This is a genomic window from Cobetia marina, assembly GCF_001720485.1.
Lineage (GTDB): Bacteria > Pseudomonadota > Gammaproteobacteria > Pseudomonadales > Halomonadaceae > Cobetia > Cobetia marina.
The window spans coordinates 3,314,026-3,328,373 of the sequence record NZ_CP017114.1 but is presented as its reverse complement, the minus strand read 5'-3'; the positions used below and the strand labels follow the sequence as shown (position 1 = coordinate 3,328,373).

At 62.8% G+C, this 14,348-nt stretch carries 17 protein-coding genes; 8 read left to right on the top strand and 9 right to left on the bottom strand.

What is annotated here, in order from left to right:
- Positions 1-38: 38 nt before the first annotated feature.
- From BFX80_RS14055 to BFX80_RS14015, 9 genes are all read right to left on the bottom strand, one after another.
- Entirely contained in the window at positions 39-509 is a 471-nt protein-coding gene (locus BFX80_RS14055; protein ID WP_084209227.1) for a PTS sugar transporter subunit IIA, read from the bottom strand.
- Between the two features lie 9 nt (positions 510-518).
- Positions 519-827, bottom strand: a complete 309-nt coding sequence (gene hpf, locus BFX80_RS14050; RefSeq protein ID WP_043332555.1) for a ribosome hibernation-promoting factor, HPF/YfiA family — start codon at positions 825-827, stop codon at positions 519-521.
- 599 nt (positions 828-1,426) lie between these two features.
- A complete protein-coding gene (locus BFX80_RS14045; protein WP_077371583.1) occupies positions 1,427-2,875 on the bottom strand; it encodes an RNA polymerase factor sigma-54 in 1,449 nt (482 codons plus the stop codon).
- 354 nt (positions 2,876-3,229) lie between these two features.
- A complete protein-coding gene (gene lptB, locus BFX80_RS14040) occupies positions 3,230-3,970 on the bottom strand; it encodes an LPS export ABC transporter ATP-binding protein (protein ID WP_103751363.1) in 741 nt (246 codons plus the stop codon).
- A 2-nt stretch (positions 3,971-3,972) separates the two neighbouring features.
- Complete coding sequence (gene lptA / locus BFX80_RS14035) at positions 3,973-4,551, bottom strand: lipopolysaccharide transport periplasmic protein LptA (protein ID WP_240499585.1); 579 nt, start codon at positions 4,549-4,551, stop codon at positions 3,973-3,975.
- Positions 4,552-4,649: 98 nt separating this feature from the next.
- Complete coding sequence (gene lptC, locus BFX80_RS14030; RefSeq protein WP_084209226.1) at positions 4,650-5,333, bottom strand: LPS export ABC transporter periplasmic protein LptC; 684 nt, start codon at positions 5,331-5,333, stop codon at positions 4,650-4,652.
- Entirely contained in the window at positions 5,333-5,902 is a 570-nt protein-coding gene (locus tag BFX80_RS14025) for a KdsC family phosphatase (protein WP_084209225.1), read from the bottom strand. Before BFX80_RS14025 ends, lptC begins: the two co-directional genes overlap by 1 nt.
- A 126-nt stretch (positions 5,903-6,028) precedes the next feature.
- A complete protein-coding gene (locus BFX80_RS14020; protein WP_077373096.1) occupies positions 6,029-6,997 on the bottom strand; it encodes a KpsF/GutQ family sugar-phosphate isomerase in 969 nt (322 codons plus the stop codon).
- 225 nt (positions 6,998-7,222) lie between these two features.
- Positions 7,223-8,167 (bottom strand): calcium/sodium antiporter, encoded by a 945-nt coding sequence (locus BFX80_RS14015; protein WP_084209224.1) that lies wholly within the window; start codon positions 8,165-8,167, stop codon positions 7,223-7,225.
- Between the two features lie 283 nt (positions 8,168-8,450).
- On the opposite strand from BFX80_RS14015, the gene BFX80_RS14010 reads away from it, so the two are divergent.
- From BFX80_RS14010 to hisG, 8 genes are all read left to right on the top strand, one after another.
- The gene (locus BFX80_RS14010) at positions 8,451-9,383 is read left to right on the top strand and encodes an ABC transporter ATP-binding protein (RefSeq protein WP_077371597.1); all 933 of its coding nucleotides are present in this window, start codon (positions 8,451-8,453) and stop codon (positions 9,381-9,383) included.
- Positions 9,380-10,183 carry a lipid asymmetry maintenance ABC transporter permease subunit MlaE gene (gene mlaE / locus BFX80_RS14005; protein ID WP_077371600.1) on the top strand — a complete coding sequence of 268 codons (804 nt, stop codon included), beginning with the start codon at positions 9,380-9,382 and terminating at the stop codon, positions 10,181-10,183. The genes BFX80_RS14010 and mlaE overlap by 4 nt, the downstream gene beginning before the upstream one ends.
- Complete coding sequence (gene mlaD, locus BFX80_RS14000; protein ID WP_077371603.1) at positions 10,180-10,644, top strand: outer membrane lipid asymmetry maintenance protein MlaD; 465 nt, start codon at positions 10,180-10,182, stop codon at positions 10,642-10,644. The genes mlaE and mlaD overlap by 4 nt, the downstream gene beginning before the upstream one ends.
- 52 nt (positions 10,645-10,696) lie before the next feature.
- A complete protein-coding gene (locus tag BFX80_RS13995) occupies positions 10,697-11,368 on the top strand; it encodes an MlaC/ttg2D family ABC transporter substrate-binding protein (RefSeq protein ID WP_084209223.1) in 672 nt (223 codons plus the stop codon).
- A 23-nt stretch (positions 11,369-11,391) separates the two neighbouring features.
- Complete coding sequence (locus BFX80_RS13990; RefSeq protein WP_065392617.1) at positions 11,392-11,763, top strand: STAS domain-containing protein; 372 nt, start codon at positions 11,392-11,394, stop codon at positions 11,761-11,763.
- Between the two features lie 189 nt (positions 11,764-11,952).
- Complete coding sequence (locus tag BFX80_RS13985) at positions 11,953-12,207, top strand: BolA family protein (RefSeq protein ID WP_084209222.1); 255 nt, start codon at positions 11,953-11,955, stop codon at positions 12,205-12,207.
- 12 nt (positions 12,208-12,219) lie between these two features.
- On the top strand, positions 12,220-13,485 hold the full coding sequence (murA, locus tag BFX80_RS13980) for a UDP-N-acetylglucosamine 1-carboxyvinyltransferase (RefSeq protein WP_077371616.1): 1,266 nt from the start codon (positions 12,220-12,222) through the stop codon (positions 13,483-13,485).
- A gap of 86 nt (positions 13,486-13,571) precedes the next feature.
- On the top strand, positions 13,572-14,216 hold the full coding sequence (hisG, locus tag BFX80_RS13975) for an ATP phosphoribosyltransferase (protein WP_077371619.1): 645 nt from the start codon (positions 13,572-13,574) through the stop codon (positions 14,214-14,216).
- Positions 14,217-14,348: the final 132 nt, after the last annotated feature.

The following is a 14,348-nucleotide window of genomic DNA, read 5'->3' as shown; positions in this document are numbered from 1 at the left end:
GTCAGCGACAAGCCCGGAGCGAGTCCGGGCTTGCAGGTTCAGCGCGCCGGCAATTCGGCGATGGCCGAGGTCAGGGCATCGAACAATGCTCGCTGACTGTCTGCCTGGCGCAATGCTGCCCGGTTGGTGGGCGAGTTGAGCAGTTCCGCCACCTGGCCGAGCAGAGTGAGATGGGTGTCATCTGCCTCCTCGGGGACCAGCAGCACGAACAGCAGATCGATGGGTTCGCCATCGATGGCGTCAAAGTCGATGGGGTCACCGAGCTTCATGAACGCCGCGATGGGGGTCTTGCAGTGTGGACTGCGTGCATGTGGCACGGCCACGCCGTGGCCGATACCCGTCGAACCCAGTCTCTCGCGCCCGATCAGGCGCGAGAAGACTTCCTGGCTGTCCAGGCTGGGAATGTTCTGAGCAATGAAGGTGCTGAAGAATTCCAGCACCCGCTTCTTGCTCCCCCCGGGGACGCCGTAGAGCGTGCGCTCGGGGGGAAGGATCTGATCAAGTGTCATGGCAGAAGGTCAACGGGTCCCGGTGCCCTGAGAGCGAGCCTGGGACTTTTCCTTGTGTTTGACCAGCTGGCGGTCCAGCTTGTCGGCGAGCGCGTCGATGGCAGCGTACATGTTGGGGTCTTCTGCCAGGGCATGGAGGTCGGCGCCAGCGGCGTGCAGGGTGCAGGCAGCCTGTTGGCGTTCCTTCTCGATCGACAGTGTCACCTGAACATTGGTGATGTTGTCGTAATGCCGTTCGAGGCGAGCGAGCTTCTCGTTGACATAATCGCGGAGAGGATCGGTGAGTTCCACATGATGCCCGGTGATATTCACTTGCATGGACACGCTCCTTTATCCAGCGGGTTGCCTTTGAATTGTAACCCTTTTTGACTGCGAGCAAACCCTGATTGAACGCGCGGCCACTTTCTGACTCCGGCCATGGTCTCGTGGCGATCATCTGCTGGCGAGAGCGGCGGTGCCGGTGTACCGAGCGTCTACCCCGACAATGCCCAAGCTTTGAACAAAGATCAACGCTGCGCTGCATCGTGGGGCAAGGCTTGTCTTCAACCCAGCGAGGGATATCAGCAGGTTCTTCATGAGCATCGCCTCGCATCACGGACGGAATGGGGCTCGAGAAACCGGCCGTTTGTGGCCAATGTCAGCATTTACGTCGACGTTCGTGTGGCAGGAGTCGGTGGCGACCCCTGGCTATCTGTCCGTGGGATGTGAGGGAAAAAGAAAGCACTCTGGAGAAAAGTGGCTGGAAAAATAGGCAATTGGGGGCGTGAAGTCACTCACGCAGTCGCAAGGACAGGCATTGCCAACCGGTATTCAGACGACTGATTGGCAGATGATGCCAGGATGGCAGGTGCAAGGGGGCGAGCTTCAGCGCTCCGACGTGTGGAGCCCGCTGGCTTGCGGGTATCCGTTGTCGAGACTCACGCCAAGCGCTTGCGCTCGCTGGAGGAGGGGATGCCCATGGCCTCGCGATACTTGGCGACCGTCCGGCGCGCTACCTCGATGCCATCACTGGCCAGCAGATCCACCAGGCGTGAGTCGGACAATGGCTTGCGCGCCGGTTCTTCCGAGATCAGCTTGCGAATGCGCGCGCGGATCGCGGTGCTGGAATGCGCGTCACCGTTGCCGCTGCCACCCACCTGACTCGAGAAGAAGAACTTGAGTTCGAACACGCCTCTCGGGGTGTGGATATATTTCTGGGTGGTCACCCGCGAGATGGTGGATTCGTGCATCTCGACCACTTCCGCGATGTTGGCGAGGATCAGCGGCTTCATGCCTTCTTCCCCCTGCTCGAGGAAGTCGATCTGGCGCGCCATGATCTCGCGGCCCACCTTGAGCAGGGTGTCATTGCGTGAGGACAGGCTCTTCATCAGCCAGCGGGCTTCCTGAAGATTGTCCTTGAGGAAGGTGTTGTCCGCGGACTTGTCGGCCCGCTTGATGAGGGCGGCATATTCCGGCTGGATACGCAGCTTGGGCAGCGCTTCCGGGTTGAGCTCGACCTGCCAGCCGTGACGCGTATGACGGACCAGCAGGTCCGGGATGACGTAATCACTGGCAGGCTCGCCCCAGGCGGACGCCGGGCGCGGGTCGAGCGCCCGTACCAGACGAATGACGTGATCCAGCTCATCATCATCCAGGCTCAGGCGACGCTTGAGCAGCTTGCGATCGTCATTGCCCAGTGCCTCGAGGAATTGCCGCACCAGACGGCGGGCCTGGGCCAGCAGCGGCAGATCGTCCGGCAGCAGGGCCAGCTGCAGCAGCAGACATTCGCGCAGGTCTCGAGCGAACACACCGGTGGGATCGAACTGCTGAAGGCGCAGCAGGACCTGCTCGAGTTCCGACGCCTTGAGGCCGGGCAGTCCCTGACCTCGCAGGCCATCGACCAGTTCGTCCAGGCTCATGCTCAGGTAGCCGGCCCCATCCACCGCATCGATCAGACTCTCCGCCATCTGGCGTTCACGTGCATCGAGGTCCGTCATCGCCAGCTGCCAGCGCAGGTGGTCCTGCAGGCTTTCGACACTGGTGTTGCGATCGAAGTCCGGCCCGTCCTCGCTCGAGCTTCCGCTGCCGGAACTGGTCAGGCTGCCTGCGTGATCCTGGTAGAGGTCCGACCAGTCACTGTCGAGAGGGTATTCTTCAGGAATCTCGCTGTTGGTCTCGGAGGTGGAGATCTCGCTCTTGTCCTGTGTCTCCGCGACATCCAGCGACTCGTATTCCTCGTCAAGCTCCAGCATGGGGTTTGACTCAAGCGCCTGCTGTATCTCCTGACGCAGGTCCAGCGTCGACAACTGCAGCAGCTGGATCGCTTGCTGAAGTTGCGGGGTCATGGTCAGGGAAGTGCCGAGTCGAAGCTGCAAGGTGGGTTTCATGGGGTCTGTCATTCACGGCAAAGGAACGTGCATCTACGCTATACCGTGGGTCGGGGCACTGACAAGGGGCAGTCGAGAATATTCAAGCAACTTGCATGCCATGTTGCCACCAAGGTGGTATGGACGTCATGCGTTCGAGTGAGGTGTGGCAGAGCAGGAGGGTTCACGGGGAGATCACGCAAGCGCATGTCGAGGCGCTTGCGTGAGGGGGCGGGGAACGAGGCCCCGACAGTGAAGCAGGAAGTGGCGGGTGCTGGAGGGTGCTGGTGAGAGCAGAAGAGGTCGGACGGCTCTCGTCAGGCTGACGTCTCTCACCAGGCTGACGGCTCTCACCAAGCTGACGGCACTCTCGGGCTAGAGCTTGAACTCATGGCCCAGGTAGACATCACGCACCTGCTGGTTGGCGAGGATGGTGTCGGCGTCGCCATGCGCGATGATCTGACCATCGCCCACGATGTAGGCGGTATCGCAGATGTCGAGTGTCTCGCGCACGTTGTGGTCGGTGATCAGCACCCCGATACCGCGGTCGCGCAGCTGGCGCACGATGCTCTTGATCTCGCCCACCGAGATGGGGTCCACGCCGGCAAACGGCTCATCGAGCAGCACGAAGTCTGGCTCGGTGGCCAGTGCGCGAGCGATCTCCACGCGGCGGCGCTCCCCGCCGGAAAGGCTCATGCCGGCACTGTCACGAATATGCGTGATGCTGAACTCGTTGAGCAGCTCCTCCAGGCGTGCCTTGCGTCCGTTGCGATCCAGGTCCTTGCGCGTCTCGAGGATCGCCATGATGTTGTCGGATACCGAGAGCTTGCGGAAGATCGAGGCTTCCTGGGGCAGATAGCCGATGCCGGCGCGAGCCCGCTGATGCATGGCGGCGCCGGACAGGTCGTGGTCATCGATGGTCACGCTACCGGCATCCGAGCGCACGAGGCCGACGATCATGTAGAACGAGGTCGTCTTGCCGGCCCCGTTGGGGCCCAGCAGGCCTACGATGTCACCCTGGCGGATTTCCAGCGAGATGTCCTTGACGACCTTGCGACCCTTGTAGGCCTTGGCCAGATGACGAGCGCTGAGGGTACGTGGGCTGGCAGCAGTCATGCTCATTGATCCTTGCTGGCATTGGCGCCACGTGGCGTCAGGGTCATGTGGACGCGTGACCCCTCGGAGGATGAGGCATCGGTGCCATTGCTGGCATTGACCTGGCGCTTGTCCAGGAAGTATTCCACGTAGCCACCTTCGAAGGTGTCATCGCCTTTCTCCAGACGGGCATCGCCGACCAGTTCCACCCGACGTTCCAGCGCGTGGTAGCGAATGGTATTCGCCCAGCCCTTGACCAGTCGCTCGTCGGTATCGGGTTTCTGCTCCATGTAGGCGCGCTGGCCGGTGGCCTTGACCAGGGAAATCTCGCCGCTGTCGGCGCGACTGATGTCCACGCGCGCGGCATCCAGCTTCATGCTGCCCTGGCGCATTTCCACGCGACCGGTATAGGTGGCTGTGCCGGCCTTGTCATCCAGTGACAGTGAGTCGGCGGCAATGTTGATCGGCTGGTTGGCATCGCTGTCCAGCGCCAGTGCGGTCGGGGAAAGCGTCGTCATGCCAAGTGCCAGGCCAAGGGCCATGACACCGGGTCTGAGTGTCTGGCGCCAGACCGTCAAGGGCGTGAGAGTCGTTGAAGTCATGGAGTGCTCCTTGGCAGAACTGGTAAGGCTTCACGATCACTCAGGCCATCGTGAAGCGGAAATCGGGGAGAGAGGATTCGGCGCATGCAGGGGTGCGCTCACTGATCCTGGGCCGGCGCGGCATCGAAGGTGCTGGAGACGCGGCCATCATCGTCACGGGTGGTGTCATTGCCGGTGTCGAGAGTCTCGGCTTCCCGGGCGGCATCGCTCTTGCCCTTGCCGGGTTGCAGGGTACTGCGGACGCGGCCTTCCAGCTGGGCGGAATCCTGAGAGAGGTCAGCGCTGAAGCGATCACTCTCGACGCGTTGACCATTCTGGGTGATCACCACCGGCACGTCACTCCAGGCACGATTCTGCTCACGACTGTAATGCAGCACGTCGGTGTCCAGTGTCCAGGCGTCCGAAGGCTGGCGCAGTCTGGCATTGCCCTCGAGGGTGAAGGTGTCGCCGCCGGCGCTCAACACGCCACTGTCACCCGTGGCGTACCAGCGACGGTCTTCGCTGTCGTTGGTCCGGATCTTCGGTGCCTGCGCACGCGTCACGTCATCGCCTGGCGTGTGTTCGATGTGCGGGGAGGTCATCGACTGGATCGACACTCCCCGCGCATCGAAGCGCGTCATGTCAGCCCCGTCGAGATAGTAATCCGGCTCATCACTGCTGGCGTCGACATCCACTGTCGATTCCAGACTGTTGCGCTGCTCGATCAGGGCCATGACGCCGCCGACCAGCAGGAGCAGCAGCATCAGCCACAGGCGCGGAGAGGGACGGGGAAGACGTGGCATCAGGCGCGCGACTCCTGCAGATAGGTATCCAGCACCGAGGCCCAGTGGCCCTGTGCCTTGAGCAGCAGATCACAGATCTCGCGCACGGCACCATCACCGCCCTGACGAGTGGTCACCCAGTTGGCTTCACTCATCACATAGGGCATGGCGTTGGGAACGCTGACCCCCAGACCGACGCGACGGATGGCTTCGCGATCCGGCAGGTCATCTCCGCAGTAGGCCACCTCATCCAGCGCGATATCGTGCTCGCGACACAGGTTGGTCAGCGCGACCAGCTTGTCCTCGCGGCCCTGAATGACGTCCTGGATACCCAGCTCCTTGGCGCGACGTTCCACCATCGGTGAGCTGCGACCCGTGATCAAGGCGACTCGGATACCGCTGCGCAGGATCAGCTTGAGGCCGTGGCCATCCTGGACATGGAAGCTCTTGGTTTCCACGCCATTGGCATCGTAGTGCAGCCGGTTGTCCGTCAGCACGCCGTCCACATCCAGCGCCAGCAGGCGCACGCGACGTGAGCGGTCGATGATGTCCTGGGGGTAGTCCTCCGCCAGGGAAGTGATGTCATTCATGGTCTTTCTCCTCGCATTCCGTGCATGCGTGACGCATTCCTGTAGGCGACGACCGCCAACGGCTGCGTGCTGCCCTCGCCAGACTCACGGGACTGTCGTGCAGAGACAGCAATCCCGCGGGGGAGTTCAGATCACGCCGCTGGCCAGCAGGCCGTGCATGTGGATGGCGCCGATCGGGTGCTCATCCTCGTCACAGACTACCAGAACGCTGATGCGGTTTTCTTCCATGATGCGCACCGCCTCGGCGGCCAGCATGCTGGAACGGATGGTCTTGCCACCGCGCGTCATGACGTCATCGACCTTGAGCGCACGCAGATCGCCGTGCTGATCCAGGGTGCGGCGCAGATCCCCATCGGTATAGACGCCGACCAGATGCTCGTCCTCGTCGATCACGCAGGTGAACCCCATGCCCTGGCGGGTGATCTCGAGCAGCGCATCGCGCAGCGGGCTGCCCAGCGCCACGCGTGGCAGGGCATCGCCTTGATGCATGACGTCCTGGACGCGCAGCAGCAGTCGCCGCCCAAGGCTGCCACCGGGATGAGAGAGTGCGAACTCCTCGGCGGTGAAGCCGCGGGCTTCCAGCAGTGCCACGGCCAGCGCATCCCCCATCACCAGTGCGGCGGTCGTGGAGGCCGTCGGTGCCAGGTTCAGCGGACAGGCCTCCTGGGCGACGCTGGTGTCCAGGTGTGCGTCTGCATCACGCGCGAGCGTCGAGCCGGGCTTGCCGGTCATCGAGACCAGCGGCGTCCCCATGCGCTTGAGCAGTGGCAGCAGGGCGGTGACTTCGGCGGTTTCACCGGAATTGGACAGTGCCAGCACCGTGTCCGACGAGGTGATCATGCCGAGATCCCCATGGCTGGCTTCGCCGGGATGCACGAAGAATGCCGGCGTGCCGGTGCTGGCCAGAGTCGCCGCGATCTTGCTGGCGATATGGCCGGATTTCCCCATGCCGGTGACGATCACCCGGCCCTTGGTCGCCATCATCAGCTGGCAGGCATGATCGAACTCTGCATCCAGTTGGTGCTCCAGTGCCGCGATGGCGGCGCCCTCGATCGCGAAGGTGCGTCGGGCGCTGGCGCGGAAATCCGCCTGCATGGCGGCGTGATCGCGGCCGCTGGAGGGCGAATCATCGGCAGTGGAAGACATGTCGGAGGTGGCGGGCTGGATTCTGGAGGACTTGGTCATGTTCAGATTGTTGCCTGTGTGTGGCCAGGACTCAAGGTACGTGAGAGAGGCGTCACTCACGCGCTGCAACGGCTCGGGCGTGATGCTGACACGGGGCGGATGGCCTGATCGTTCCGGCCTGTCCGCCCACAGGCGTCAGCGAGTCAGGCTGATGGCAAGCCAGGCCGTGTAGCCGAGGTAGCAGGCCAGCAGCACCAGCCCCGGACCACGGCCGATGCGGCCGCGACGCTGCCAGATGAGCAGGGCAGCCAGCATCAGGGTCAGACCGAGCATCACCGGGTAGTCGCGACTGATGGCGCTGCCATCCACCGGCCCCGGTGCCAGCAGGCCCGGTACCGGCAGGACAGCCAGGATGTTGAAGAGGTTGGAGCCGATGACGTTGCCGATGGCGATGTCGTGATGGCGCTTGAGTGCGCTGGCCACGCTGGCCGCGAGCTCCGGCAGGCTGGTACCGATGGCGATGACGGTCAGCCCGATGATCAGTTCGGGGACGCCGAGTGCCTGGGCGATATCGGTGGCGCCCCAGACCAGCGCGCGTGAGCTGGCGATCAACACCGCCAGACCGAAGAGCAGCCAGAAGATGGCGCGTCCGGCGCTCATCTCGGGGACGTCATCCTGACTCTCGGCGTCACTCGGCGAGTCGACCTTGAACAGCCAGACAAGCGTGAACACCAGCAGTGCCAGCAGCAGGATGCCATCCAGACGCTCGAGCCCGCTGTTGGAGAGGGCATAGCCCCCCAGTGCCGTCGCGGCCAGCAGCAGCGGCAGTTCACGGCGCACCAGGCCGAAATGCACCGGGATGGGAGCGATGAGCGCCGTGACGCCCAGCACCAGACCGATGTTGGCGATGTTGGACCCCAGAGCATTGCCGGTGGCGATGTCGGGGGTGCCGTCAAGCGAGGCCATGATCGAGACCACGATCTCCGGCGCCGAAGTGCCGATGGAGACGATGGTCATCCCGATGAGCAGCTTGCTCATGCCAGCTCGCCATGCGGTAGCGGCGGCGCCTTCGACGAAGCGATCGGCGCTCCAGACAAGACCTATCAGGCCAAGGATGACAGCGAGGATGGGATATAGCATCGGAACTCTCGGGGCAGGAGGCAGGGCAGCGGCTTGTCGCCAGTGACCGCGCCATTAAACGCATCCCCCCAAGGCATTGCAAGGCAAGGGATCGCATCTGCGGGATGCGATGGACCCTGCAACGGACTGGTAGTGAGGGGGCGGGTTCGGATACGATGTTCGCTAACTAACTTGATTCCCGAATGATGTGATCCATGAACTCCAAGATTCGGACTCGCGGCACAGTGCCAGGCGACGGATTGCCCATGGCCAGTGTCGTGACTCCCTCACAGCGGATGCTTCTATGACTGAATTACCCGGTCAGGCTGCTACAGCGACCGCTGCGGCCGGCGCTGATGCATCGCCATCCTCTCGCCGTGGCTCCGCTGACATCGACCTCGACGACGCATTGATTCGTGTCGAAGGCCTGCGCTTCACCCGTGGAGAGCGCGAGATCTTCTCCGGGATAGACCTGAAGATTCCGCGTGGCAAGATCACCGCCATCATGGGGCCCTCCGGTACCGGCAAGACGACGCTGCTCAAGCTGATCGGGGGGCAGTTGACCCCGTCCGCCGGGCGTGTAGATATCGCCGGTCACCATGTGCATGCCCTGTCGCGGCGCGAACTGTTCCGCATGCGTCGTCGCATGGGCATGCTGTTCCAGAGTGGTGCGCTGTTCTCGGATCTCAGCGTGTTCGAGAACGTGGCCTTCCCGTTGCGAGTCCATACCAATCTCCCCGAGGCGATGATCCGCGACATCGTGCTGATCAAGCTCGAGTCCGTCGGGCTGCGTGGGGCGCGTGAACTGATGCCCGCCGAGCTCTCCGGTGGCATGACGCGGCGTGTCGCGCTGGCACGCGCCATCGCACTGGATCCGGACCTGATCATGTACGACGAGCCCTTCGCCGGTCAGGACCCCATCTCGATGGGCGTGCTGGTCAATCTGATCCGTCGCCTCAACGATGCGCTGGGCATGACGGCGGTGGTGGTCTCTCACGATATCAAGGAGACGCTGACCATCGCCGATTACGTCTATGTGATCGCCGATGGCAAGGTCATGGCGCAGGGCACGCCACAAGCCCTGAACGCCGAGGCGGACCCGCGCGTGGCCCAGTTCATCCACGGCAAGCCGGATGGACCGGTGCCGTTCCACTATCCCGCGCCGGATTTCGCCGGCGACATTCTCGATGGCAGAGAAGCGGCCAGTGGCACTTCACAGAGAGGGCAATCAGCATGAGCGGTCTGAATCGTGGCCCGCTGGGGGCCATCACCTCGCTGGGGCGCAGCACCATCGAGGTGATCTCTGCCATCGGCCGCGCCGGCATGCTGCTGGCGCAGGCGGGCGTCGGCCTGCCATCCCGTGAGGGGTTCTCCCTCTGGGTGCGTCAGATGCACTTCGTCGGCGTACTGTCACTGGCGATCGTGCTGGTGTCGGGGTTGTTCATCGGCATGGTGCTGGCCCTGCAGGGCTATACCATTCTGGTCGGGTTCGGTGCTGAGGAGGCGCTTGGCCAGATGGTGTCGCTGTCGCTGCTGCGCGAGCTGGCCCCGGTCGTGGCGGCGCTGCTGTTCGCCGGGCGCGCCGGCTCTGCCCTGACGGCCGAGATCGGCCTGATGAAGGCGACCGAGCAGCTCACTAGCATGGAAATGATCGGCGTGGATCCCCTCAAGCGGATCGTCGCTCCGCGGCTGTGGGCCGGTTTCGTGTCCCTGCCGCTGTTGACCATCGGCTTCAGCGTCGTGGGGATTCTGGGTGGCAAGCTCGTGGGTGTCGATTGGCTCGGCATCTACGAAGGGGCCTACTGGAGCAGCATGCAATCGAATGTCGACTTCGTCGGGGATGTCATGAACGGCGTCGTCAAGTCACTGGTCTTCGGGCTGGTGGTGAGCTGGATCGCTGTCTTCCAGGGCTATGACCTGATCCCGACCTCGGAAGGCATTTCACGCGCGACCACACGTACTGTGGTTTATTCATCGCTGGCGGTGCTGGGACTCGATTTCGTCCTCACAGCCGTCATGTTTGGAGATATTGGATGAAACGTACCCGCATGGTCGAGTTCGGCGTGGGCCTGTTCGTACTTGCCGGTTTTCTGGGCATGGTGTTCCTCGGGCTGCGCGTCAGTGGCGTCACCTTCCAGCAGGCGGATGACACCTTCGTGCTCAATGCCAACTTTTCAGGGATAGGAAGCCTCAAGCCGCGGTCCAAGGTGACCATGGCGGGCGTGGCGATCGGCAGTGTCGAGAAGATCGAGCTGGATCCCAAGTGGTTTGACGCCCGTGTCACGATGAAGCTGGACAGCAGCCTCAAGGGCAAGTTGAGCAAGGACACCACGGCTGCCATCCTGACCTCCGGTCTGCTGGGCGAGCAATATGTCGGCCTGACCACCGGGGGGGATCCTGAAACGCTGGAGGATGGCGACACCATCCGGGATACCCAGTCGGCACTGGTACTGGAAGAGTTGATTCAGCAGTTCGTCTCCAATTTCTCGAAGAGCTGACGCAGGCCTGACTCGCCGTTGGCGCGATGCACATTTTCAAGGAGCAAATCCGATGACCCATATCCTCAAGCAGCTGATTCGTCCACTGAGCGTATTGAGCCTGTCTGCCATGATGGCGATGAGCCCGCTGGCCTCTGCCGCTTCCCAGGAGCCGGACGTGCTGCTGCGTGATACCGTCGAAGGCCTGACCACCAAGATCGACAGCCGCGAAAGCTATTACAAGGATCACGTCGACGAGCTGGAAGCGCTGGTCGACAACTCCCTCGAGCCGGTCGTGGATTACCGCTACATCGCGGCAAGCGTGATGGGCAAGTACTTCAAGGGTGCCTCTCCGGAACAGCGTACCGAATTCTCCAAGGTCTTCCATGACACCCTGATCGGTACCTACGCGAAGGGCCTGGTGAGCTTTGACTACGCCAAGCTCGAAGTGAAGGACAGTGAAGGCGAGCGTCGTTATGAAGATCAGGACACCGTCTACATGGACGTGATCGACACCAAGGGCAAGGTGTACCCGGTGGCCTATTCCATGCGTCTGCGCAATGACGAGTGGAAAGTGGTCAACGTGATCGTCAATGGCGTCAATCTGGGCCTGACCTTCCGCAATCAGTTCGACCAGGCCATGCGTGACAATGGCCGTGATATCGATGCCGTCATCAAGGGCTGGCAGCCGGATGTCGACCTGGAAAAGGACAGCGGGGAGAGCGCGGGCGACAGCGACAGCTGAGCCTGACCACTGGCGATATGACCATGAAAACACTCTTCGATGATGATGACGTGACCCTGAGTGCCGGCGATGGCTGCCTGACGCTGAGCGGTCAGCCGGATTTCGATCACGCCTCCGAGCTCGCCGAAGTGGGCTGCAAGTGGCTCGGGCAGCATGCAGAGGGTATCGAGATCGATCTCTGTGGCGTCGGTGGCGCAAGCACCGCCACGTTGAGTGTCCTGCTGGAGTGGCAGCGTCATCTGGCGCGCCATTCGGGGCATGTCACGCATCTGCGTCTATCGCCTGCGCTCAAGCGTCTGGCCTCCGTCTCTGGCCTCGATGTCCTGTTGCCGGGACTGGAGGTCACGGATCAGGCGTCGGATTCGGCGCCTCGCCCTGAGGTCGATGCTGTCTGATCGTGCTCCGGCCAGGCTGCCCAGCCGCTCGATCACCACCACTGCGCGCGGGAACGTGGGAGGCAGGAGGCTGCCGCCAATCGCGTTCCCGCGCGCTTTTGATTACCATGTGCGGTCATATCGCCCAGGTCGAAGCGCAGCGTAATGTGCCTGGCCCGGACATGCACCGCGAAGGAGTCATCGCCCGTCATGCAACCGAATGATGTCAAGGCCCTGCTCGAGGCTCGAATCGAGAACGTCGATTTTCATATCCAGGGTGAAGGATGCAACTTCCAGGTCGTCGCCGTGGGCGAGGTCTTCGCTGACCTCAGTCGCGTCAAGGCCCAGCAGTTGGTCTACGCCGCACTCAATGACGAGATTCGCTCTGGCGCGCTTCACGCCATCAGCATTCGTACCTATACCCCGGCGCAGTTCGATGCTGCCGTCGGCAACGCCCAGAGCTGATCGGAACATTTCATGGACAAGCTGATTATCACCGGCAACGGGCCGGTCAACGGGGAAGTCTGGGCCAGTGGTGCCAAGAATTCGGCCCTGCCCATCCTGGCAGCGACACTGCTGTCCGAAGGTCCCGTGACCATCAGCAATCTGCCGCACCTGCAAGACATCACCACCAGCCTGGAATTGCTCGGGCGCATGGGAGTCGAGCCGGTGATGGGCGACAACATGACCGTGCAGCTGGACGGCTCCAAGGTCGAGCACTGTCATGCGCCCTACGAGCTGGTCAAGAAGATGCGCGCCTCGATCCTGGTGCTGGGCCCGCTGCTGGCTCACTTCGGCAGTGCCGAAGTCTCGTTGCCGGGCGGTTGCGCCATCGGCTCGCGCCCGGTGGATCTGCACATCCGTGGCCTGGAAGCCATGGGCGCGGAGATCTCGGTCGAGAACGGTTACATCCGTGCCAAGGCGCCGGGTGGCCGCCTCAAGGGCGCTCGCATCGTCTTTGACGTGGTAACCGTCACGGGTACCGAGAATCTGCTGATGGCCGCGACCCTGGCCGATGGGCGCACCGTGCTCGAGAACGCGGCACGCGAGCCGGAGGTCGTCGATCTGGCCGAATGCCTGATCGCCATGGGCGCCAGGATCACCGGCCACGGCACCGATACCATCGTCATCGAAGGGGTCGAGAGGCTGCACGGTTGCGAATACTCCGTGATGCCTGATCGCATCGAGACCGGCACCTTCCTGGTCGCGGCAGCGGCCTCGCGTGGCAAGGTGCGCGTCACCCGTACGCGCGCCGATACCCTCGATGCGGTGCTTGCCAAGCTGGAAGAAGCCGGTGCCACCATCACCACGGGGGATGACTGGATCGAGCTGGACATGCAGGGCAAGCGTCCGAAGGCGGTCAATATCCGTACGGCGCCGTATCCGGCATTCCCCACGGACATGCAGGCCCAGTTCGTGGCGCTGAATGCCGTGGCCGAAGGCACCGGTACCGTGATCGAGACCATCTTCGAGAACCGCTTCATGCACGTGCAGGAGCTCAACCGCATGGGCGCGCACATCGCCCTGGAAGGCAACACGGCGGTGGTGACCGGTACCGAGCGCCTGTCGGGCGCTCCGGTGATGGCCACGGACCTGCGTGCCTCGGCCTCGCTGGTGATCGCGGCCATCGTCGCCGATGGCGAAACCATGGTGGATCGCATTTACCACATCGATCGTGGTTATGAATGCATCGAGGAGAAGCTCTCCGGGCTGGGCGTGATCATCCGCCGCTCCGCCGGTTGAGCCGAGTCCTGCCTCCATGCGCTGCCGGCCATCGCAGGTCGGCAGCGTCTGCTGAATTCTTACGCACAAGCACGGGCGAATACCCCATGAGCAAGCAACTGGTCGTCGCCCTTTCCAAGGGGCGTATCCTCAAGGAAACCCTGCCGCTGCTGGCGGATGCCGGCATCGAACCGCTGGAAGATCTGGACAAGAGCCGCAAGCTGCTCTTCGATACCAATCTGCCTGACGTCAAGCTGGTCATCATTCGCGCCACCGATGTGCCGACCTATGTGCAGCTGGGAGCGGCTGATCTGGGCATCGCCGGCAAGGACGTGCTGCTCGAGCATGGCGCCGAAGGTCTCTATGAGCCTCTGGATCTGGAGATCGCGGCCTGCCGTCTGATGACGGCCGGGGTCGTCGGTCAGCAGCAGCAGGGCGCGCGACGTCGCGTCGCCACCAAGTTCGTCGATGTCGCGCGTCGCTACTACGCGGAACAGGGCATCCAGGCCGAAGTCATCAAGCTGTATGGCGCGATGGAGCTGGCCCCGTTGATGAATCTGGCCGATGAGATCGTCGATATCGTCGATACCGGCAATACCCTGCGTGCCAATGGCATGGAGCCGCGTGAGCTGATCACCGACATCAGCACGCGTCTGGTGGTCAACAAGGCCGCCATGACCATGAAGCATGATCGCCTCAAGCCGTTGATCGACCGCCTGCGTCAGGCGGTGGAAGCACGTCGCGACGCATGAATGACCAGGTCCCTGCCTCGTGTCACGCGGCGGGACTCGTCAGCAACGACATCACTCAAGATCGCAGAGACGATCTGGCAGCAGCGCCCGTCCGGCTCAGCCCTCACTGCCAATGACATGACAAGAGGTTCG